The sequence below is a fragment of the Thermostichus sp. MS-CIW-15 genome (assembly GCF_054060575.1).
Map to the genome: position 1 here is coordinate 1 of NZ_JBSSDI010000001.1, position 21,051 is coordinate 21,051.

The following is a 21,051-nucleotide window of genomic DNA, read 5'->3' on the forward strand; positions in this document are numbered from 1 at the left end:
GGTTTACCAGTCCGTTGAAGCAGCAACTCCGGGAAGTGATTCTCGGAAGCTCCCGTCTACAGCCCGTCAGGGCTTAGCGGGAGAGGATGTCACTTCGCGCCGGTTTCTTTTGCTCTGGCCCCTGAGCTCCGGCAGCAGCAGCCCGTTCCTGAGTAGGAAGCCAGGATCCCTGCCGAGGTCTACTCCCGCAGCGGCGGCAAAAACTATTGAAGGGATCCGGAAGCTGGGGTAGGCTTTGCGGATATTCGGGTTGAGGTGTGAGGAATGTGCGGCATTGTCGGCTATGTGGGCTTTCAGTGGGCAGCTCCCATCCTCTTGGAGGGCCTGCGCACCCTGGAGTATCGCGGCTACGATTCCGCCGGCATTGCCACCGTGGATCCAGAAGAGGGCTTGAGGATTGTGCGGGCCACCGGCAAGCTGCACAACCTGCTGGTGAAGCTCACGGCCAACATGCCCACGGCCAAGGTGGGGATTGGCCACACCCGCTGGGCCACCCACGGCGGTATCAGCGAAGAAAATGCCCACCCCCACTGCGACGCGCGCGGGCGCATCGTGGTCATCCAAAACGGCATTGTGGAGAACTACCTGGAGCTGAAGGAGCACCTGCTGCAGCGCGGGATCCCTTTTCGCTCCCAAACCGATACCGAGGTGATCGCCCACCTGCTGGGCCTGTACACGGAGGAGCTGGGCTGCTTTGAGGCAGCTTTTGCCAAAGTCATGGGACAACTGCGGGGAGGCAATGCCGTGGTGGCCTTGGATCGGGAGGCGCCGGATCGGCTGATTGCCGCCCGCCTGGGCAATGCCGGGGCTGTGGTGATTGGGGAGGGGGAAGGGGAAAATTTTGTGGCCTCAGATCTGCCTGCCATCATCCGCCACACCCGCAGGGTGGTGTTTCTGGAAGATGGAGAGATGGCCATCCTCACCGACTCCAGCGTGCGCTATCAGCGCATTACCGGCGAGGAGCTGCGCAAAACCCCCCTTACAGTGGCCTGGGATCCGGTCTCGGCGGCCAAGGGCGGCTACAAGCACTTCATGCAAAAAGAGATCCACGAGCAGCCGCGCACCATCACCGAGACGCTGCGGGGGCGGGTGGATCTGGAAGGGGGGCGGGTGACGCTGGAGGGGCTGGCGCTAACAGAAGCGCAACTGGCCCAGATAGAGCAGATCCACGCCGTGGCCTGCGGCACTGCCTGGCACGCCTGCCTGGTGCTCAAGTACTTCATTGAGAGCCTGGCCCGCACCCCGGTGCAGGTGGACTATGCTTCCGAGTTTCGCTACCGCCAGCCGGTGCTGCGCCCCCACAGCCTGCTTTTGGCTCTTACTCAATCCGGGGAGACGGTGGATACGCTGGCAGCCATGAGCGAGGCTCGCAGCCAAGGGATCCCCACCCTAGCCATCGTCAACGCCATCGGATCCCAGGCCACTCGTCTGGCGGATGCCGGGGTGATCTACATCCACGCCGGGCCGGAGATCGCCGTCGCCTCCACCAAGGTGTTTACCGGCATGCTGGTGGCAGGATACCTGCTGGCCCTGCAACTGGCCCAGGCCAAAGGGATCCTCAGCCCGGCCCAGATCCGATCCCACCTGCAAGCTTTAATCGAGCTGCCGGGCAAGATCAGCCTGTTGTTGAAAGACGCCGCCCTCTACGAGCAGTTGGCGGAGCAGTACCACCACGTCACCGACATGCTCTACCTGGGCCGCTGGGTCAACGCCCCCATAGCCCTGGAGGGGGCCTTAAAAATGAAAGAGGTCAGCTACATCCACGCCGAGGGCTACCCAGCAGGGGAGATGAAGCATGGCCCCATTGCCCTCATCGACGAGCGCATGCCGGTGGTGTGTATTGCCACCCGCGATCCCGTCTACGAAAAAATGCTCTCCAACATCGAGCAGGTGCGGGCGCGGGGCGGGCGAGTCATTGCCCTGATCAATCCGGAAGATACCCAGGTCCGGGAAAAAGCCGACCACGTCATCGAGGTGCCCAGCACCACACCTCTGCTGTCGGCGGTTTTGAACGTCATCCCCCTGCAGCTGTTTGCCTACGCCATGGCGCTGCGCCGCGGGGCCGATGTGGATCAGCCCCGCAACCTGGCCAAGTCGGTAACCGTCGAGTAGCGTCTGCCAACCTTGTCACCGCCGGCCTCTGGCTTTTGCAAAATCGGGCAGATCACGTCCTCCTGGGCCGTCGGTTCCGCTGGGATCCGCCAATCGGAAAGGAGGCTTTCAATTTGGCCTTTTAGAGTTTGCAATTCGGCCATGCGCTCTTCGATTTGCCACAGCTTCTCCTGCAGGTGTTGGCGGATTTCTGGGCAGGGCTGCTCCCCCCGGTCGTACAACTGCAGGATCTGGCGAATTTCCTCCAAGCTCAGGCCCAGGCTTTGGCAGCGGCGAATGAAAGCCAGCCGCCCCAGCACTGCCGGATGGAAGAGGCGATAGCTGGACTCCGACCGCTGCACCGTTGGCTTCAGCAGGCCCAGCGACTCGTAGTAGCGCACCGTGCGCACCGGCAACCCCGCCGCCGCCGCCACCTGGCTAATTCTCAAGCTGCCCAATGCGCCATCGGCAACTGCAGGACTGAACATAGCACCACCAGCTCCCCAAGAGCTTCAGCTTAACAAAGCCAGCCCCGCAGCCGGATCCCCTGCCAAGAAAAGCGGGGATCCCTCAGCTTTTGTGGCCCATCTCGGCGGCTTGGATCAAGGCCCTGGCCCGCTGTTGATCCAACTTGGCCTGCAGGCGCTCTTGCTTGTCGCTGCTGGTGTTCAAAACTTGGCTCGCTTTGTCCAAGAGGGCCTGAGCTGCGGCCTTATCCACTTTTTCTCCCCGCTCGGCGCGGTTGACCAGAACGGTTACCTCGTTATTTTCCACTTCCGCAAACCCGCCCATCACGGCAATGGCCGACCACTTGCCACCGGCCTTGACCCGCATCACGCCGTTGCCGATGGCCGTCAAGAGAGGGGCGTGGTTGGTGAGGATGCCCAACTGACCTGAGGTAGCCGGGAGGATCACTTCCTCGGCGGGGGCATCCCAAACCGTGCGGTCGGGGGTGATCACGCGAACCATCAGCGTCACAGCAGGTCTCCTGAAGGGTTGAGCTTGGCACTTCTATCCTACCGGATCGCGGTTGCTCTCGGTTCTGCCCCTCTGCGTGGCGAGACTTAACCTGAGCATAACCTCTCCTTTACTTCCGTCGAAGAGGCAAGCGGTAAGGTGTTGTCGGGAACACTTGTCCTCTACCCCAACTCAGCCGCGAAGCCAACCCCATGCTGTTATTGGTAGGGGAAAGCCCAACGACCAGTGTGCCCAGTTTGCCCTAGCGGAGCTAGCCTATGCCTGAAACGATGCCCGGCCATTTTGCTGCCGGCCTGCCTACACGGGAGCGGCAATTGCTAGAAGACCTCTACCGAGGCCGCAGTTTATCTCCCTACAGTCCCGGCCAGGTCATCCCTTTGTTTCCCGAGGAGTGGGTGATCGTCTGTCGGGGTGTGGTGCAATTGACTACCCTCTATCCCAATGGCGGCGAGGCGCTGTTGGGATTTGCTGGCCCCTCCATGCCCCTGGGATCCCCGCTGACAATGTTGGATCCCTACCAAGCCAAGGCGTTGACGGCGGTTGACGTGTTGCGGCTGCCGGCAGCCGAGGTGGAAGCCTCAGCAACCCTGAGCCAGGGGCTGCTCAAGCAGTTGGTGCGGCGGTTGCGCCAAACCGAAGCGCTGCTGGCCTTGGCCGGGCGGCGGCGGGTGGAGGATCGGCTGCGCCAGTTGCTCTCCCTATTGGCGGTGGAGTTGGGATCCCCAATGGCGACGGGGGTGCGCCTGCAGGTGCGCCTCACCCACCAAGACTTGGCCAATGCCATCGGCACTACCCGCGTCACCATCACCCGTCTTTTGAACCGTTTCCGCCAGCAGGGCTGGATCGCGGTGGACAAAAACCGCCATCTCATCATCAAGCTGGCCCAAACGCCCTGACGGCTTTAAGCCTGGCGTTGGAGCTGTTGGAGGAGCCAGTTGGCGGCGGCGGTGTTGGTCTCGCTGGCCAGGCGTTCCAGCGCCTGCTCAAGCAGAGCTATCTGCAGGCCCGCCAGCACCTCTGACTGGACAATGGCCCGATAGCGCCTGTCCTTGGCCAGGGCAAAGGCAAAAACGCGCCGCCCCTTGACATCGATGACCCAGTACTCAGGAATGCCCAGGCTGGCGTAGAGCTGCTTTTGCTCGTCTAGGTCAAGAGCCAGGGTGGTGTCGGCAATTTCGCCCACCAGGTCGGGAGGTCTTTGGAAACGCAAATCAATCCGCCGCGGCTCGCCGGCTTGGTATTTGGGGATGTTCTCCCCTTTGTAGAGCACTAGGTCAGGGGCGCAGGCGTGGGTTTCTGGGTACTCAATCAGACAGCGACCATAGGACTGCAGCGGCACATCCGGGTGCAAAAAGGCCCAGGCGAAAAAAATGGCCGTCATCAAATCGCTGACGGAGGCGTGCTCTGGCCCTTCTTTGCCCATGTTGACCCACAACCAACCCCGATGAAAGGAGAGTTTTTGCCACTCCAGGTCAGGATGGCTGCGAATGGCCACATAGTCCTGCCAAGTGGCGTCGTGCCGCTCGAGGATGGGGGAAGTCGAGGTCTTGAGAGAGATTACAGTCATAGTCCATCCTGAAGCTGGGAATCTTAAGCCTGGCGTTGGAGCTGTTGGAGGAGCCAGTTGGCGGCAGCAGTGTTGGTCTGGCTGGCCAGGCGTTCCAGAGCCTGTTCAAGCAGGGCTATCGGCAAGCCTGCCAGCACCTGTGACTGGGCAATGGCCCGATAGCGCCTGTCCTTGGCCAGGGCAAAGGCAAAAACACGCCGCCCCTTGACATCGATGACCCAGTACTCGCGAATGCCCAGACTGGCATAAAGCTGCTTCTGCTCGTCCAGGTCAAGAGCCAGGGTGGTGTCGGCAATTTCGCCCACCAGGTCGGGAGGTCTTTGGAAACGCAAATCAATCTGCCGCGGCTCGCCGGCTTGGTATTTGGGGATGTTCTCCCCTTCGTAGAGCACTAGGTCAGGGGCGCAGGCGTGGGTTTCTGGGTACTCAATCAGACAGCGACCATAGGACTGCAGCGGCACATCCGGGTGCAAAAAGGCCCAAAACCCGAAAATGATGGTGATGAAATCGCTGACGGAGGCGTGTTCCGGCCCTTCTTTGCCCATGTTGACCCACAACCAACCCCGATGAAAGGAGAGTTTTTGCCACTCCAGGTCAGGATGGCTGCGAATGGCCACATAGTCCTGCCAAGTGGCGTCGTGCCGCTCAAGGACAGGGGGGGTGGCTGGCTTTGAGGCAAGAACCATCGCTCTTCCCTCAGGGGGTTTCCCTCAAGCCTATCATCAGCCCTCGAGAAGTCGCTCCTCCCGCTCCAGAGAAGCAGGCTAGGGCCGGCCAGAAGCCTCAAAAGGTCAGGAAACCTGCCGGGATCCCTAGACCGACAGCGGGGCTTTGCGCCAGGCCTGGGGCTGTTGGAACTTGTGCAGATCTCGGATCAGCCGCACCCAGCCGTCGGCCATCGACTCGACCAGGAGCTTGCCTTTTTCGGGCGTGGCGGCGGTGGCATCCCCCAGGACGCCGCTCCGGCTGAGGTCGCGGGTTGTCCAGGCAAACGAGATCCGCCCTTCCAGGCTGAGCAAGCTATCTTGCGGCAGATCCGAGGGGTACTCGCAGACCAAGCGGTCGGTGCGCACCGTCTCGGGCAACAGGTACATCAACATGCTGGTCTCGCCGTCTCCGGCGTGAATGCCCAATTCCTGCTCTTTTGCGGTCATCAGCTCCTGGCCTTGGTGGGGAACGCGCCAGACGGACACCGGGAAGAGCAGGAAATCTTCGTACTTCTGGTGCAGGTCGCGGGCCACAATCTGCAGCACCTCGGGCTGGCCGCCGTGGGAGTTGAGGAACACCAGCTTGCGAAACCCAGCCCGGTAAATGCTTTCGGCCACTTCGGTCAACACCGCCATCAGGGTTTGCGCCGAGAGGGTGATGGTGCCGGGGAAATGCCAGTGCTCGTTGGCCTTGCCGTAGCACTGGGTGGGCAGGACATAGGCCGGGATCTCCGGCTCTAGTTTTTCCATGGCCCGCCCGATGATTGCCGTGCCGATGCAGGCATCTACCACCAGGGGCAAATGGGGACCGTGCTGCTCGATTGAGGCCACCGGCTGGATGATGACTACGTTCTCTTTGTCGGGCATGGCCTGGATCTCCGTCCAGGTCAGGTAGGGAAAGAAACGGTGGGGCGGGATAAAGGTGTGCATCATGGCGGGATCCGGTTTCCAGGAATTTGGAGGAGCCTTGCCTGCAAGACTAGCACCATGGGCAATCTGGGATCCCCTCGCAGAACCTGAGAAGGCATCCCTTAAGATCAGGTGTAGTTGGTCTCAACTTTCCTAAGCGGAAGCCAGCCGTTCCATGACCCTGTGGCCCTGTCTGCCCGCTCAATGTGGCTCTGGTGAGGATCTCCCCATTAGGGGACGTCCTCTGCCTGCTGGGAGGACGGAAGTAGGGAGTGTCCTCACCTCACCCCGCCCCATCCTAGCCTTGCCGGGGTCGCAGGCCACCCTCTACGTGGAGCTGATTCAGGTTTCTCTTCACAATCTTGAGGCGGGATCCCCAGCTCTGCTTTGGGTGCGACCCCTGTTGCTCAAGCAGGGATCCCAAGTTTGGAACCTGCGATCCACCTCAGATTTGCTCTGGCCGGCTGCCGGCTTTGTCCCGGCCTACGCCGAGGAGGTGCTGCCGCTGCTGGAGCAGGCCGGGGATCCCCTGCCCCAGGAGGCCCGCCAGCGGCTGCAAGCCTTTTTGCAGCAGGTCTGCCAGGGCTAGGACTCCGTCCCGCTATTGCCAAGGGCCAAGCTCTGCAGAGCCGATTCCAGCCGCGCCAGCGCCTCGTCAATTTCCGCAGGCGTGACGATCAAGGGGGGCACCAAGCGCACCACCTGGGATCCCGCCGGCACCAGCAACAGCCCTCGCTCCAGGGCCGCCCTGACCACCTCAGCCGCCGGGATCCGCAGCACCAGCCCCTGGATCAGGCCCCAGCCGCGTACCTCTTGAACAAGCCGTGGGAACTGCTCTGCCAAGCAAGACAAACCCTGGCGCAGATAGCTGCCCGTCTGCTGAGCATTCCAAACCAGGCTCTCCGCCATCAGGGTGCGGCAGACCGCTAGGCCAACCGCACAGGCCAGGGGGTTGCCGCCGAAGGTGCTGGCGTGATCCCCCGGCTGGAACACGGCGCAAAAGTCTTTGGCCAGGAGGGCGCCAATTGGGATCCCGCCCGCCAGGCCCTTGGCCAGGGTAAACACATCCGGCTCTATCCCCAGGTTGCAGTAGCCCCAGAGCCTGCCGGTGCGACCCAGCCCCACCTGTACCTCGTCCAACATCAGCAAGATGCCCCGCTCGCTACAGACCCGGCGCAGCCACTGAAAGTAGGCAGGATCCCCGGGCACAACCCCTCCTTCTCCCTGCAGCGGCTCCAGCAGCACGGCACACACCCGCTCGCCCCAACGCTCCAGCACTGCCGCCGTACCCTCGATATCGTTGTAGGGAACGTAGTCGAAGCCGGGCACCAGCGGGGCAAAGTCTTTTTGGTATTTCGGCTGGCCGGTAGCGGTGAGGGCAGCCAGGGTGCGTCCATGAAAGCTAGCCTGGGCGGTGAGGATCACCGGATCTTGGATCCCGCGCACCGTATGGGCATATTTGCGGGCCAGCTTGATGGCGCCTTCGTTGGCCTCTGCCCCTGAGTTGCAGAAAAAAACCTTATCGGCACAGGAGTGCTGGGTCAGCCATTGGGCCAGTTGCGCCTGGGGCCGGTTGTAGTAGAGGTTGGAAACATGGTGCAACTGTTGCGCTTGCTGAGTCAGCGCCTGGATCCAAGCGGGGTGGGCATGGCCCAGCGTGCAGGTGGCAATGCCAGCCACAAAATCCAGGTACTCGCGCCCTTCTTCGTCCCAAACCCGGCAGCCTTCCCCCCGCACCAGGGTCAAAGGATAGCGAGCGTAGGTGGACATCACATGCCGGTCGAACAGCTCGGCGGTTGTCCCGGAGCCCAAGTCGACAAGAGAAGCGCTTAGCGGCGGCATGGCAGAGGGAGAATGGACAATGTCTCGAGTGTATCACTCTGGGCGGGGGATGATATTCTGGCAAAGCCCAAGGAGAAGGGATCTACACCCATGGGGCGGCGGGGGGTAACGGTCTGGTTTACGGGGCTCAGCGGCGCGGGCAAAACCACCCTGAGCTGCGGTGTCGCCCAGCAGTTACAGGCTTTGGGGTTGCCGGTGGAAGTGCTCGATGGAGACCTGGTGCGGCAACACCTCAGCAAGGAACTGGGCTTCAGCAGGGCGGATCGGGATGAGAACGTTCGTCGCATCGGCTTTGTGGCAGAGATGCTGACCCGCCACGGGGTGATCGTGCTGGTGTCGGCCATCTCCCCCTATCGCGCCACCCGGCAGGAGGTGCGGCAGCAGATCGGCAACTTCATCGAAGTCTTTGTGGACGCCCCCCTGGAAGTTTGTGAACAGCGCGATGTGAAAGGCCTCTACCGCAAAGCGCGGGCAGGCCTCATCCGGCACTTCACCGGCATCGACGACCCCTACGAGCCGCCAGAATATCCAGAGGTGGTCTGCAAAACCGCCGAGCAAAGCATCTCTGAATGTATCGACTTGGTGATGCAAAGCCTGAGAAGCCACGGCTATCTCCAATAGGGCGCTGGGCCTGGCGGGTTTGGGATCCTTGTGGGAAGATGTGAACAAGCATTTCGTTTCTGAGAATCAAGGTAGCTATGGCAGTGACTCGTGCCGGACGAACCTTTGTGATGCGGGGCAGCAGCGAAGGGAACCCTGCCAAGTTTCTGGAAATGGCCAGCTCTCTGATCAACACCCGCACCCGCCAAGGTAGCGGCAAAAAGGTTCAAGATCGCTCCTCCTACGGCAAGGCGGGCAATCCGCAAGAGTTTATACAGATGGCCAGCGAGTTGCGCCGATCCCTGGAGCAGCGGGGGCGGTAGCTGCTCTTTTCCTCTCCTCTAGACTGTAGGATCCCCGTCCGGCTCAGCTAGCCGGACGCTTTTCTTTGTTTTGCCCTCCAGGCAGACAATTGCTGGCCTGAGGCTCCCTGGCTTTCTATTCCACCCTCCCCAACCTTGCTCCTGCGGTTTGCCGCTCACAAAAGAAGAGAGGATGTCAGGATGGGAAAAGTGCTCCTCTGAGCGCTCTTGCCGGTGGACGTAGTGAGGTGAAAAAGCATGAAAAACACGGGCTTTTGGCTGGCCGGGATCCTGGGGTTGCTCCTGGATCAGGCGAGCAAGCGCTGGGCGGTGGAGCGGCTGCTGCCGGGGCCGGAAATCGAGCTGTGGCCAGGGGTGTTTCACCTTACCTATGTGGAAAATACCGGCGCCGCTTGGAGCCTATTTGCCGATTCGGCAGAGTTCCTCAAGTGGGTCTCGCTGGGGGTAGCGGTGGCGCTGGCGCTGCTGGCGATTCGCAGCAGCAGCCTGGGCCGTTGGGAACAGGTGGGCTACGGCTTGGTCTGGGCAGGAGCGATGGGGAACGGCATCGACCGCTTTCTCAACAGCTATGTGGTGGATTTTTTCAACTTCGTCTGGATTGGCTTCCCCGTCTTTAACGTGGCGGACGTGGCCATCAACGTGGGGGTGGCCTGCTTGTTGGTTGGCCTGTGGCAGGGCAGCCCGAAAAAAACGGCGCCGAGACCCTAGGCGACCTACTTCGCCCCCGCCCACTGGCGATCCCCAGCTTCTTGCGCGGCCAACTCAGGCTGCGAGGGAGCCTCAGGATCCGGCGGAGCGCTCCACCACAACCCCACAGCTGGCCCCAATCCCAGCAAGAGCCCCAGCCCTGCTGGCGCGACAATGCCGGATCCTACGCTCATCAGCAGGGCAAAGGCAAAATTGGCTACATAGAGCAGCAGCGGCCCCAGCAACTGGCGGCGGTTCAAGACCGGCTGATCTTTCCCCCAAAGGAGGTTGGCCGCGGTCATAAAGGCAGCTCCGGTGAGCATCCAACCGCCGAAGTTTTGCAGCGGCATGCCGAAAAAGGGCCCCGGCTGGAACCACGTCCAAAAGGGGATCAGGCCGCGGGTCATGGCCGGATCCAGCACGAAGTCCCAGGCGGTGAGCAGCAGCGCCCCCAACAGGATGGCCTCGCAGTGGATCAGCCAATGGCGCCCCGCTTGCAACGCCACCCGCGCCAACAGGTAGGACGACAGCCCCACGTAAAACCAAGACAAAGGGATCGTGAAGGGAACCAGTCCGGCGATCTTGTAGCCCAGCCCGCTCAGGTAGCCGTAGTCGCCAAAAGGGATCCCGGTGCTGGTGCCCAGCAGCTCGCTGGCCAAGGAAATGCCCACCGCCGGGATCAAAAACATCAACAGGCGCCGCACCCCCAGAAGGCGGGATCCCATCAGAACTGCCGCCAGCGCCCCAGACACCATGTAGGCAACGCCGCCGTTGCCCATGCCCCAAGAGAAGGCCTGCAGACCAATGGGAGGCAAACTGGCCACCCACTCGGGATGCGGTACTACCCAAAGTAGGCCCACTAGGCCGAAGAGCAAGGAGAGAATGTGCAAGCCTAGCGCCGAAGCTTCCAACCACTGCCAGATTGACCCAGACCAAAGGAGAACACCTCGCCTGTTAAAAAACTGGAAAGGCAAGCTAACCAGAACACCAGAGGATAACAGCCAACGCATGAGAAGCTCCCGCGGGGTGGTTGGTCAGAGCCACTGCGCTTTCCCACAGCTTGGGCAGGGGCTGAGGAGAAAAGCGGGTGGCAAAAAGGAAAGTGGCACCCGAGCCAAACCGCCTGGTCTGCTCAAGGTATGCCTACTGATACTTTGCTGCCTATTGTATCAATTCGTAAACATTCTGCCTGGCTTTCCCCAGAGGCCCCCTTCCTCCGTATCCCAGGAAGTCCTGAGGGGAGTCTACGCCCAGTTGAGCCGGGCTGTGGAGCGCCGGGACTGGGCTCAGGCCCTGCGCTTGGTGGATCTTTTGCGGCAGCAGTTGCAGGATCCCGCTCAGCTTCAGAAGCTGGAAGGCTACCGGCGGCAACTAGAGAGCTATCGTCAAGTCCAAGGGGATCCGCCGCCGCCCCAGTGGCCGTTTTTGCACAAGCCCTTTGTCGGGGAATTTCCCGTCACCAACCTCTTCGACCACGACTTGCCCTTGGGGGAGGAGGATGGCAACGGACGGTTTGTCAGTGGGCAAGGCCAAGTCTGGATCCCTGGCCCGCTGCACCCCTGCGGCAAAAGCGATGGCCATGCCGGCTATGACTGGGCCATGCCGGTGGGCACCCCCATCCTGGCCGCCGCCCCAGGACGGGTTACCGTAGCGCGTCCGGAGCCAGCGTTTTTCTGCCCTGCCTTGGGTCGCCCGGTCAGGGGGTTGCGGGTGCGCATTCTGCACGAGCCAGCTGGCTTGGAAACCCTCTACGCCCACCTCAGCCAAATCCAGGTGCAGGAGGGACAGAGGGTAGCCGCCGGGGAGGTGATCGGCCTGTCGGGCGACAGCGGCTGTGCCAGCGGGCCCCATCTCCATTTCGAGGTGCGCCGTCTCAACCCAACCAACTCCGGCCAACCCGCCCCCGTCGATCCCTACGGCTGGTTTGGGCCTGGCCTGGATCCCTGGAGCCTGCATCCCCTGGGAGCCGAAAGCCTGTTTCTCTGGCAGGTGGGCCAAGCGCCCAGCCTAGGCGCCTGCTGGCAGGCTCAACAGCTCTCTGGCCCTCCTCAATAGACTAGAGACATTTCCCGCAGCCCCGACCCCTCTCCCAGTGGGAGTCTCCCCTCACCCCCGACCCCTCTCCCAATGGGAGAGGGGAGTTGCAAGGGACTGCTTTGTGGCAATTTGGAACGAATCCCAGCGGTCTATTGTCTCGTCGCCAATCGGAAGACTTGGGATGTTACAGATCGCGGCGGACAAAGCCATCTCCCTCCCACTGGTAGAGGGTGGCGCGCGAGTCGCGGTTGGATCCCGGCACGCTGGAGATGACCAGGAGCCCTTGGGAGCTGACCCGCAAGCTGGCATTGCTTAAATCGGTTACGCTCAGCAGCGGCACAAACCCCTCCGGCTGGTGTTCCAAGATCAAGACAGACCGCAGCAGGCTGATTCCCCCTCGCTCGGTGAGCAGTACCAGCTTGGGCTGGGCGCTGGAGGTAATGTCGGTGCGCAGGTGCGCCTCCACCAGCCGTCCGGGGATCGGCTCAGCCGCATGGAGCAGGCGAAAATCGTATCCTCCCTGATGGGCGAAGCTGAGAACGCGCACCACCGGCTCCACTGTCGGCTGCCGCTGGATTTCAAACACGGCCACCACATCCTGCCGATCGGAAGCGGTGAGGCTGGCCGCAAACAGGCGCAGGTTTTGGCCGCGATTGCCGCGGATGAACTCCCACCAGATGGATTGACGAAAGAGGGCAACTACTCCCTCGCGCGCGGTGCCTCCCTCAGAAACAGCCGGCAACAGCGGAAGCAGCGGCTGGGGGTGGGCAGAGTTAACAGCAAGGGGTAGCGCCAGAGCCAAGGCTGCTCCCCAACTTATCCGACCCCAGAAATCCAAGGGCTTTCGCATACTTCCCCACTCCTCGACCCTAAGATTTTAAGAGATTGCCCGGTTTTGCTTAAGAGACAGTTGGCAGTTCCCTCAAGCAGAATCTCTAGAAGTGGGCCAGGGCAAAAAGCGATAGCCCGCCTCTTCAACGGCAGCAACGATCTCCGGCAAAGCTTCTGCAGTATGGGGCCAGCGGTCGTGCAGCAGCAAAACCAGGGGTTGTTCAGAGGCTTTCATCACCGACAACTGGGATCGAACCCGCTGCAAAAGCTGGTCTACTGTTTGGCCGGCATAGGCATCCTCAGGACTAAGGTTCCAGTAGAGAACCTGATACCCTGCCTGTTCCAAAGCGCGACGCAAAGCAGAGTCTAAGCGAAAACCGCCCGGTGGGCGAACCACCAGTTGGGGATCCAAGCCCAACGTCTTGAGCAGTTGGGTTGTCTGATCCACCTCGGCATAGAATATCTCGTCGCTGCTATAGAGGCGTCGATAGTCGTGAGTAAACGTGTGGTTGGCTATAGTGTGGTCGTGGGTTTGAATGGCTTTGGCCAACTCTGGAAAGCGAGAAACGTGATTGCCGATGAGAAAGAAGGTGGCCGGAATCTGTAGCTGATCCAAAACCTCTAAAAGGCGAGGGGTGGACTGCGGCCAAGGTCCATCGTCAATGGTGAGAAAGGCAGAGCGAGGTGGCACTTCCAACAAAGGCCCGAGCGCCTCTTCCAAAGGCAGTTGCAAAGGCCGGCTATTTTCCAGCGGATCGAGCAAAGTGGGATCCGCTGTCCAGCCATGCTGCAAAAAGACCTCTACCTGGGCAGGTGCAGGGGTGATCAGCAGGCGCCCAGTCTGTTCGTCTCGGTTGCCCCAGCTCAGCCGGTAGGGCAGCTCCCTAGGAACCTCAACAGCGGTCGAGGGCGTAATCACCGCATAGGGAATATCGATCAAGTAATGCCCATTTACCCGCTCTTGGTAAACCCAGGCAGCAGAAGGAGCCGATAGGTAAACCAGCAGGTCTTGGGGAGGGCTGCCGCGCACAACCCGAACGCTCTCGATCGGGAGAACAGGATCGTATTCTGAGGTTAGAGTCAGCTTTAGATCAAAAAAAGACTGGGCCTCCACCGCGCAGTACTGCAGCCCCACCAATAGGAAAACCAAAAAAAAGATCGCCGCTTTCAGAGAACGCATGGGAGTTTCTCGGGGCTTCGCAACAATCATAGGGCAAAGGGCCATCCCAGCTCCCTCAAGAGGGCGGAATGAGCCCAAACTAAGAGCGCAGGTGCTCTTCCCATTGACGAGCAGGGGAGGCTCGGCGGATGTCCCGCCAAATGGCTGTGGCCGCCAGCGCTCCGTCAGCAACCGCAATCGCCACCTGATTGAGGCCTTGCTTCAAATCTCCTACCGCGAACAGCCGCGGATGGGTGGTGCGGCACCACTCGTCGGTCACGAGGTTTTCGCCCTGCCACTGCAAGTTGGGGATCCCTTTCAAATAGTCGTTGTGGTACTTGGCTCCCATGGCCACCAGGCCGGTAGTTGCCTCGATGTAGGTGCCATCCGCGAGCTCTACACCGCGCATCTGGTGGTTCTCGCCCAGAAAGCGGCGGATGGGAGATTCGTAAAGGGGATAGCCGTGCTCGGCCAGTTTTTGGCGCATTTCAGGGCCGACCGAGCAGAGGCCGTGAGTCAACACCGAGATATAAGGCGTAAACCAGTTGAGGACAAAGGCAGTGTTGATTTGAGCCTCTGAGCCGACGATTAAAACTGCCTTTTGATCCCGCATTTCGTAGCCATCGCAAATCATACAGACATGCAATGAATAGCCGGCATAGTCGTAAACATTTTGCATGTCCGGCAATTGCGGCAGATGATCGATGATGCCTGTTGCCGCGATCAAATACTTGCTGCGAAAAACGGGGTAGAGGCTGTTGACTTTTCCCACCTTGACCTTGACGGCAAAAAGGTCTCCCTCATCCTTCACATTTTCCACATAGCCCCATAGATAGTCCACCCCCAAGCTGAGGGCGTGCTCCCTTCCCTGTCGCAACAGCTCTCGTCCTGGCGTGTTTGGCGGCAGGCCCAGATAATTGCGCAGATCCTGCATCCAAAAAGATCGGCCTTTGCCTTTTTCCACCACCAGACAACTCAAGCCATAGCGAGCCAGATAGATTGCCGCCGACAGCCCCCCTGCGCCGCCACCGGCGACAATGACGTCGTAGGTTTTGTTCAAGCCAACTTCTAGGTTCTTGCTGTTTAGTTTCATAGACAGACTCCCTTTAGGTGCTTTTCAGTCTTTCCGGTTGCCCCCACCGGTCAATGAGGTATGGGTCAAGACATCAAACCTTAAAATTTTAGGAAAAAGCCGGAAAGAGTCTCCGCCTTCAGGGGCCTCGAGGTCAAGGCCGACAAGCCCAGAGAACAATCGTCTAAGATAAGAGGCAAAGCTCCCACTCAGGAGAGACGTCTTATGCCAGGCATCTTAGCGGCAATCGCCCTGATCTTCCTCGGTTACCTGTTTAACTCCGTCAAGATCATCAGCCAGGGCTATGAGGCGCTGGTAGAACGTCTGGGCCGGTTTCACCGCAAGCTAACACCCGGGCTGCACGTCATTTTTCCTCCCATCGACAGGATTGTGTTCCAGGAAACCATTCGCGAGAAGGTGTTGGACGTGCCGCCGCAGCAGTGCATCACCAGCGACAACGTTTCTTTGATGGCGGATGCGGTGGTCTATTGGCGCATTACGGATATGATCAAGGCTCGCTATGCAGTAGAGGATGTACAGCGGGCTTTGGTGAACTTGGTGCTGACGGCCCTGCGGGCCGAAATTGGCCGCATGGATCTAGATCAGACCTTCTCCTCCCGCGCCGAGATCAACGCCCGCCTTTTGACAGAACTGGACGAGGCCACCGATCCCTGGGGGATCAAGATCACCCGCGTGGAAGTTCGAGATATTCAGCCCTCCAAAACCGTGCAGGACTCGATGGAAAAGCAGATGGCTGCCGAGCGGGAGAAGCGAGCGGCCATTCTCAAATCCGAGGGGGAGCAGCAGGCCAGCATCAACCAAGCGGCGGGGGCTGCCAAGGCGCAGTTGTTGCGAGCAGAAGCTGAGAAGCGCGAGCGGCTGCTCCTAGCCGAGGGCACGGCTGAGGCCATCAAAACCATTGCCGCCACTTTGCAGGAAAACCCAGAGGCAGCCAACGCGCTGCAATACTTGATGGCGCAAAACTACATCGATATGGGTCTCAAGGTGGGCAGTAGCCCCAGCTCGAAGGTGATCTTTATGGATCCCAATTCCATCCCCGCTACCCTGCAAGGGTTGCTCTCTATGGTGGATGTGGCCAAGGGAGAACAGGGATCCCGCGCTTCCGGGGCTTCCCAAAAGTTGGGCAGCTCCACGGCTTTCCCGACCGAGGTGAACTTTCCTCAGCTCGACTAGCAGCGACAGCTATGGTAGCTTCAAGGGATACCGCTTGGCTGCTGGTGGGGCAGGTGGTGGCTGCTCATGGACTGCGGGGCTGGCTGCGGGTTAAGTGCTGGTCGGATTTTCCGGAGCGCCTTACCGAGCCAGGGCCGCGCTGGCTGCAGCGGGATAGCGATCCGGAGCCTCTGTTGCATCCTTTGATCGAGGGGCAGTTTTTTCCCGCCAAGGGCCTATACCTGGTGCGGCTGGAAGGAATTCCCGATCGGACGGCGGCAGAGGCTTGGGTGGGAGCTAAGGTGTTGGTGCCGGCTTCCCAGCGCCTGCCCCTCGAGCCGGAGGAGTACCACTACTCCGATCTCATCGGCCTGGCCGTTTACCATCAAGGGCGGCTGCTGGGGCATGTCTCGGCCATCTGGGCCGCTGGCCAAGATGTGCTGGAGATCGCCACCCCCGACAAGCGGCAGGTGTTGATCCCCTTTGTGAAGGCTCTGGTGCCGGTTGTGGATTTGGAAAAAGGTGAGCTGCAGGTGCAGCCGCCACCGGGATTGGTGGAGAGCTTTCTCGGCCAGGATCGGGCAAGAAACTGATCTCCATCCCTGCATCCCCTGCCAAAGTTTGCCCTCAGAAGCGGCTGTGTGGCCGTTTTAGCCTTTTGTGCTATTATGGGGGCAGGTTTTTGGCATTTGGATTATCTCTGGCTTCTGGCGTCAATTTCTCTGGGTTTAGGTCGGCGGGGGCCGGGATCTCTCTTCGGGATTGGAGTTACGAATGACGGAGAACTACGGTGCAGAGCAGATCCAAGTTTTGGAAGGCTTGGAGGCTGTGCGCAGGCGGCCTGGCATGTACATTGGCTCCACTGGGCCGAAGGGATTGCACCACCTGGTGTACGAGGTGGTGGACAACTCCGTCGATGAAGCTCTGGCTGGCCACTGCAACGAAATTGAGGTTACTCTCCACCCCGATGGCTCGGTATCGGTGCTGGACAATGGCCGCGGCATCCCGGTAGACATCCACCCCAAGACCGGGCAGTCGGCGCTGGTGACGGTCATGACTGTGTTGCACGCTGGCGGCAAATTCGGCGGCGGCGGCTACAAGGTCTCCGGGGGGCTGCACGGCGTTGGGGTATCGGTGGTGAATGCCCTCTCCGAGTGGTTGGAGGCCAGAGTCTGGCGGGAGGGCAAGGTTTACTTCCAGCGCTTCGAGCGAGGGGCGGTGGTGGGATCCCTTCAGTCCGAGCCGCAGCCTGCCGGTGCCCAGCGGCGGGGCACGGAGGTGCGCTTTAAGCCGGATGAGCTCATCTTCCCGGAGCGGGAGTTTGACTACAGCCTGTTGGCGGCCCGCTTGCGCGAGCTGGCCTACCTCAATGCCGGCTTGAAAATCATCTTCAGCGATCTGCGGCGGGATCCGCCTCACCGCGAAGTCTATCAATTTGCCGGCGGCATTAAGGAATATGTGGCCTTCATCAACCACGAAAAAACCCCCATCCACCCCGATATTATCTATGTGCGCGGGGAGCGGGATGGCGTCGAGGTAGAAGCGGCATTGCAGTGGTGCGCGGATGTCTACACCGATACCTTGATTGGCTTTGCCAACAACATCCGCACCACTGAGGGGGGCACCCACTTGGAGGGATTGAAGACCGCCCTTACCCTCACCATCAACAGCCAAGCCCGCAAGCTCAACAAACTCAAGGACTCCGACAGCAACCTGGCGGGAGAAAATGTGCGGGAGGGGCTGACCGCCATCCTTGCAGTCAAGGTGCCCAACCCTGAGTTTGAGGGGCAGACCAAAACCAAGCTGGGCAACACCGAGGTGCGGGGCATTGTCCAGACCCTTGTCTCGGAAGCCCTTACAGAATACCTAGAGTTCAACCCCAACGTGGCCAGGGGGATCGTCGAGAAGGCCATCCAGTCCTTCAACGCGGCCGAGGCGGCCCGTCGGGCCCGGGAGCTGGTGCGCCGTAAGTCTGCCCTGGAATCTTCCACCCTGCCGGGGAAACTGGCCGACTGCAGTTGCCGGGATCCGGCGGAGTCGGAGGTGTACTTGGTGGAGGGCGACTCGGCAGGGGGCAGCGCCAAGCAGGGACGGGATCGCCAGTTTCAGGCGGTGCTGCCTTTGCGGGGCAAGATCCTCAACATCGAGAAGGCGGATCCCGCCAAGATCTACAAAAACGCCGAGATTCAGGCCATGATCACAGCGCTGGGCCTGGGGGTCAAGGGCGAGGAGTTCGATCCCAGCCAACTGCGCTACCACCGCATCATCCTCATGACCGACGCCGACGTGGACGGCAGCCACATCCGCACCCTGCTGCTCACCTTCTTTTACCGCTATCAGAAGGCGCTTTTGGAGCAGGGCTACGTCTACATTGCCTGTCCGCCGCTTTACAAGATCGAGTGGGGCCGCAACAACGTGCGCTACTGCTACAACGAGGCCGAGAAAGAGCAAGTCCTGCGCAGCCTGCCGGCCAACACCAAGTACACCATCCAGCGCTTCAAGGGCTTGGGGGAAATGATGCCGGAGCAGCTTTGGGAAACCACCATGAACCCGGCAACGCGCGTCCTCAAGCAGATCACCATCGAAGACGCAGCCGAAGCCGATCGCATTTTCACCATCCTGATGGGGGATGCCGTCGGGCCGCGTCGGGAGTTCATCGAGGCCCACAGTGCCCAGTTGGATCTGGCGGCTCTGGATATTTGACGGGGGAGATGTGGTAGCTGCCATCGGCCTGCACCCAGGCAATCTCGGGGATCCGGCACTGGCGGGCGTAGGCCTCGATCTCTTCGGGCGTCCGATCCAGCAATTCCAGCTCCACCGCCTCTGACTCGCGCCAGCGGGCGGCCAAGGCCAGCGCCGCCGGGATCCCTGCCGGCACCAGTGGCACCACCAACCGCTTGCACCCCGTTGCCTCGTCCTGGGGAGTGGGGGGCAAAAGCCGCAGCAGGGTATCCGGCAGGAGGGTAAAGCCGATCCCTGGCTGCTCCAGTTGCTGTGGGCTATAGAGGGCATAGAGCCGGTCGTAGCGCCCGCCTAAGGCGATGATTTCTCCCCCCACCACTGCTTGGAAGACAATGCCGGTGTAGTAGGCCAAGGTTTGCAGCAAGCTCAGATCCAACACCACCCGCACTTGCTGGGCTTCCAGAATCTGGCACAACTGCCGCAGATCTCGCAGCCGCTCCGGCGACACAGGAAGCTGGGCCAGCTGAGGTAGAACCTGTTCCGGCTGGCCACGCAATCCCAGAATCTGCAGGCCAATCTGGCGGGCCGCCTCTGGCAGCGGAGCCGCTTCTAGGTAAACGTAGTCAAGCTGGGCAATGGCACGGCGCACCGCCGCCTGGGCCTTGGGAGTAACAGAGTTAAGCAGGCTCTCAGTCAGGCTCACATCTCCCAACAGCAATGTCCAGTTGCTGAGGCCAACAGCGCGCACGCAATCGGCTAAAAGCAGCAAGATCTCAGCGTCGGCTAGCCATCCGCCCGCGCCGATGAGCTCCACCCCTGACTGGAAAAACTCCTGGCTGCTGTAGGAGCCCTCCTCCCGCCGGCTATTGCGGAACACGTTGCCGTGGTAGTAAAGCCGCAGCGGCAGGGGCCCGCTGGCCAGACGCGTGGCTGCTGCCCGCACGATGGAAGCGGTGAATTCCGGGCGCAACCCCAGCATTGTCCCTTCCCCGTCCCGCAACTGCAGCACTGCCTCGGCGCGGATGGATCCCCCAGCCAGTAGCGTCTCTAGCCGTTCCAGGGTGGGCGTGATGATACGTTGGTAGCCGTAACGGCGAAAAACCTGGGTTAGCTGCGCCCCTAGCCTTTCCCGCCGCTGGACTTCCCGCGGCAAAAAGTCGCGGGCGCCAGTGGGAGGGCGCAGGGAACTGGTTTCCCAAAGCAAATCTGCACCGCCAGGACGATCGTCCACAGGCAAACTCCCACAGCCTGTCCTGCCGCATCCTAGCACTGGGGTAGAGGAGATCAAGTCTTCCGCCACGGAAAGCCAGGCCACGTCCAGAGGGGATCGGTGGAGCGCACCCGGTGCATCCCCGCGGCGGCAAAGCGGGCAAAGGCCGCCTCCGCCTGCTCGCTAAAATCGACTACGCCGGGGATCACCACCGGCGAGGTGCAATCTTCCAGAAGGTAAATCTTCTTGGCCAGGGCGGGATCCCTGGACTGGATCTCCTGCAGCAGGTCGCTTACCGTCCAGGCGACGCAGTGGCTTTTGGCTTGGCCAGCCACGATCAGGGCATCGAATTCCAGTAGGTGGCCGATAAGGGATTCATTTTTCTCGTCGATGGGATCCCCTTCCGGGCCGGTCAAGACTTCCGGGCTGAGGGCGGAGTAGTTTTCCGTCAGGGGGTTGGCCCCCTTGAGCTGCAAGCTGGGCTGGCTGCAGCGGGCAATGGTGTGGAAGAAGATCGCCTCCTCCACCGCCGGCACCAGGGCATGGCCAATCCCACCTAGCATGGAATGGTAGGGCCAGACAATGAGAGGATATTTCCCCCCTTTCTCCAATTGCTCGGCATAGTGGAGGGCGTAGACCTGCAGCCGCGTCAGATCCCCTTGGGTGAGGTTGGCGGCCACCGCGGGGTTGACCCGCCAGCGCCCGGAGCGAATCTCGGCGGCAGAAATGGCTGTAGCTGGCTCGGGATGGGATCCCTGGGCGTCCACCCAGAAGATGGGGTGGAAGATCTGCATGGCGGTGTGGGTGTCCAGGGTAGCCACGATCTGGGTGATGTGGGCGAGGTGGCGGTAGATAAATTGACACAGACGCCGGTTATCCTCCACCGCCCCCAGGCCGCTAGAACCACCCACAAACAGCTCAAAGCCAGGAATGCAGAAGGTATTTTGCACATCGATGAGCAACAAGCCTACCCGCACCTGGTCGGATTCTGCCGATGGGATGCGGTGCTCTTGGGCCCACTGCTCCGCCTCTAGGGCCCGCTGTTGGTAGGGCACCCGCCAAATCTCCCCCACCCGCTCGGGATCAAAATGAACAGGCAAGGGAAGTGTCGGCGGAGCTTGAGTCGTTACTCCCTGGACAGTGGTGTTCATGGCTTTTTAGAGTGCAGTCAAGCTCTTATCGC

General features: G+C 60.9%; 22 protein-coding genes. 10 read left to right on the forward strand and 12 right to left on the reverse strand.

Annotated elements, in window-relative coordinates:
• Positions 1–264: 264 nt before the first annotated feature.
• A complete protein-coding gene (glmS, locus tag ACVW0R_RS00005; protein WP_457501432.1) occupies positions 265–2,112 on the forward strand; it encodes a glutamine--fructose-6-phosphate transaminase (isomerizing) in 1,848 nt (615 codons plus the stop codon).
• On the opposite strand, the gene ACVW0R_RS00010 is transcribed toward glmS, so the two are convergent.
• Entirely contained in the window at positions 2,073–2,579 is a 507-nt protein-coding gene (locus ACVW0R_RS00010; protein ID WP_206336901.1) for a heavy metal-responsive transcriptional regulator, read from the reverse strand. The genes glmS and ACVW0R_RS00010 overlap by 40 nt on opposite strands.
• A gap of 82 nt (positions 2,580–2,661) precedes the next feature.
• Positions 2,662–3,069 (reverse strand): ATP synthase F1 subunit epsilon, encoded by a 408-nt coding sequence (gene atpC / locus ACVW0R_RS00015; protein WP_011430385.1) that lies wholly within the window; start codon positions 3,067–3,069, stop codon positions 2,662–2,664.
• A 257-nt stretch (positions 3,070–3,326) separates the two neighbouring features.
• Between atpC and ACVW0R_RS00020 the strand changes: the two genes are divergently transcribed.
• Positions 3,327–3,965 (forward strand): Crp/Fnr family transcriptional regulator, encoded by a 639-nt coding sequence (locus ACVW0R_RS00020; RefSeq protein WP_011430384.1) that lies wholly within the window; start codon positions 3,327–3,329, stop codon positions 3,963–3,965.
• A 5-nt stretch (positions 3,966–3,970) separates the two neighbouring features.
• Here ACVW0R_RS00020 and ACVW0R_RS00025 read toward each other — a convergent pair whose 3' ends face one another.
• The 3 genes from ACVW0R_RS00025 to ACVW0R_RS00035 all read right to left on the reverse strand — a co-directional run bounded on the left by ACVW0R_RS00025 (position 3,971) and on the right by ACVW0R_RS00035 (position 6,273).
• The gene (locus ACVW0R_RS00025; protein WP_457501433.1) at positions 3,971–4,636 is read right to left on the reverse strand and encodes a Uma2 family endonuclease; all 666 of its coding nucleotides are present in this window, start codon (positions 4,634–4,636) and stop codon (positions 3,971–3,973) included.
• Positions 4,637–4,659: 23 nt separating this feature from the next.
• The gene (locus ACVW0R_RS00030) at positions 4,660–5,322 is read right to left on the reverse strand and encodes a Uma2 family endonuclease (protein ID WP_457501434.1); all 663 of its coding nucleotides are present in this window, start codon (positions 5,320–5,322) and stop codon (positions 4,660–4,662) included.
• Positions 5,323–5,448: 126 nt separating this feature from the next.
• Positions 5,449–6,273, reverse strand: a complete 825-nt coding sequence (locus ACVW0R_RS00035) for a creatininase family protein (protein ID WP_011430381.1) — start codon at positions 6,271–6,273, stop codon at positions 5,449–5,451.
• A gap of 154 nt (positions 6,274–6,427) precedes the next feature.
• On the opposite strand from ACVW0R_RS00035, the gene ACVW0R_RS00040 reads away from it, so the two are divergent.
• Positions 6,428–6,841, forward strand: a complete 414-nt coding sequence (locus ACVW0R_RS00040; RefSeq protein ID WP_011430380.1) for a hypothetical protein — start codon at positions 6,428–6,430, stop codon at positions 6,839–6,841.
• Here ACVW0R_RS00040 and ACVW0R_RS00045 read toward each other — a convergent pair.
• On the reverse strand, positions 6,838–8,094 hold the full coding sequence (locus ACVW0R_RS00045) for an acetylornithine/succinylornithine family transaminase (RefSeq protein ID WP_457501435.1): 1,257 nt from the start codon (positions 8,092–8,094) through the stop codon (positions 6,838–6,840). The two genes, ACVW0R_RS00040 and ACVW0R_RS00045, sit on opposite strands and share 4 nt — an antisense overlap.
• A gap of 90 nt (positions 8,095–8,184) precedes the next feature.
• On the opposite strand from ACVW0R_RS00045, the gene cysC reads away from it, so the two are divergent.
• The 3 genes from cysC to lspA all read left to right on the forward strand — a co-directional run bounded on the left by cysC (position 8,185) and on the right by lspA (position 9,725).
• Positions 8,185–8,715: an adenylyl-sulfate kinase gene (gene cysC, locus ACVW0R_RS00050; protein ID WP_011430378.1), complete on the forward strand. Its 531-nt coding sequence runs from the start codon at positions 8,185–8,187 to the stop codon at positions 8,713–8,715.
• A 77-nt stretch (positions 8,716–8,792) separates the two neighbouring features.
• Positions 8,793–9,017, forward strand: coding sequence for a hypothetical protein (locus ACVW0R_RS00055; RefSeq protein ID WP_011430377.1), 225 nt, complete (start codon positions 8,793–8,795; stop codon positions 9,015–9,017).
• A gap of 237 nt (positions 9,018–9,254) precedes the next feature.
• The gene (lspA, locus tag ACVW0R_RS00060) at positions 9,255–9,725 is read left to right on the forward strand and encodes a signal peptidase II (protein ID WP_457501436.1); all 471 of its coding nucleotides are present in this window, start codon (positions 9,255–9,257) and stop codon (positions 9,723–9,725) included.
• Between the two features lie 5 nt (positions 9,726–9,730).
• Here lspA and ACVW0R_RS00065 read toward each other — a convergent pair whose 3' ends face one another.
• The gene (locus ACVW0R_RS00065) at positions 9,731–10,714 is read right to left on the reverse strand and encodes a carotenoid biosynthesis protein (protein WP_457501437.1); all 984 of its coding nucleotides are present in this window, start codon (positions 10,712–10,714) and stop codon (positions 9,731–9,733) included.
• A 244-nt stretch (positions 10,715–10,958) separates the two neighbouring features.
• Here ACVW0R_RS00065 and ACVW0R_RS00070 point away from each other — a divergent pair, with 244 nt between their 5' ends.
• Positions 10,959–11,759, forward strand: a complete 801-nt coding sequence (locus ACVW0R_RS00070) for a M23 family metallopeptidase (RefSeq protein ID WP_457501438.1) — start codon at positions 10,959–10,961, stop codon at positions 11,757–11,759.
• 166 nt (positions 11,760–11,925) lie between these two features.
• Here the strand turns inward: ACVW0R_RS00070 and ACVW0R_RS00075 are convergent, their stop codons facing one another.
• The 3 genes from ACVW0R_RS00075 to ACVW0R_RS00085 form a co-directional block, all read right to left on the reverse strand.
• Positions 11,926–12,543, reverse strand: coding sequence for a hypothetical protein (locus ACVW0R_RS00075; RefSeq protein ID WP_228375208.1), 618 nt, complete (start codon positions 12,541–12,543; stop codon positions 11,926–11,928).
• Between the two features lie 120 nt (positions 12,544–12,663).
• Complete coding sequence (locus tag ACVW0R_RS00080) at positions 12,664–13,752, reverse strand: polysaccharide deacetylase family protein (RefSeq protein WP_099887460.1); 1,089 nt, start codon at positions 13,750–13,752, stop codon at positions 12,664–12,666.
• A 79-nt stretch (positions 13,753–13,831) separates the two neighbouring features.
• Positions 13,832–14,824 (reverse strand): NAD(P)/FAD-dependent oxidoreductase, encoded by a 993-nt coding sequence (locus tag ACVW0R_RS00085; RefSeq protein WP_457501439.1) that lies wholly within the window; start codon positions 14,822–14,824, stop codon positions 13,832–13,834.
• A 204-nt stretch (positions 14,825–15,028) separates the two neighbouring features.
• Here ACVW0R_RS00085 and ACVW0R_RS00090 point away from each other — a divergent pair, with 204 nt between their 5' ends.
• The 3 genes from ACVW0R_RS00090 (at position 15,029) to gyrB (ending at position 18,679) form a co-directional block, all read left to right on the forward strand.
• Positions 15,029–15,997 (forward strand): SPFH domain-containing protein, encoded by a 969-nt coding sequence (locus ACVW0R_RS00090; RefSeq protein ID WP_011430369.1) that lies wholly within the window; start codon positions 15,029–15,031, stop codon positions 15,995–15,997.
• 11 nt (positions 15,998–16,008) lie between these two features.
• The gene (rimM, locus tag ACVW0R_RS00095; protein ID WP_011430368.1) at positions 16,009–16,569 is read left to right on the forward strand and encodes a ribosome maturation factor RimM; all 561 of its coding nucleotides are present in this window, start codon (positions 16,009–16,011) and stop codon (positions 16,567–16,569) included.
• A 181-nt stretch (positions 16,570–16,750) separates the two neighbouring features.
• Positions 16,751–18,679 (forward strand): DNA topoisomerase (ATP-hydrolyzing) subunit B, encoded by a 1,929-nt coding sequence (gene gyrB / locus ACVW0R_RS00100; RefSeq protein ID WP_457501440.1) that lies wholly within the window; start codon positions 16,751–16,753, stop codon positions 18,677–18,679.
• Here gyrB and ACVW0R_RS00105 read toward each other — a convergent pair.
• Both ACVW0R_RS00105 and ACVW0R_RS00110 read right to left on the reverse strand, forming a co-directional pair.
• Positions 18,630–19,889 (reverse strand): ATP phosphoribosyltransferase regulatory subunit, encoded by a 1,260-nt coding sequence (locus ACVW0R_RS00105; protein ID WP_457501441.1) that lies wholly within the window; start codon positions 19,887–19,889, stop codon positions 18,630–18,632. The two genes, gyrB and ACVW0R_RS00105, sit on opposite strands and share 50 nt — an antisense overlap.
• A 53-nt stretch (positions 19,890–19,942) precedes the next feature.
• Positions 19,943–21,019, reverse strand: coding sequence for a cysteine hydrolase family protein (locus tag ACVW0R_RS00110; protein WP_099812090.1), 1,077 nt, complete (start codon positions 21,017–21,019; stop codon positions 19,943–19,945).
• Between the last annotated feature and the right edge of the window lie 32 nt (positions 21,020–21,051).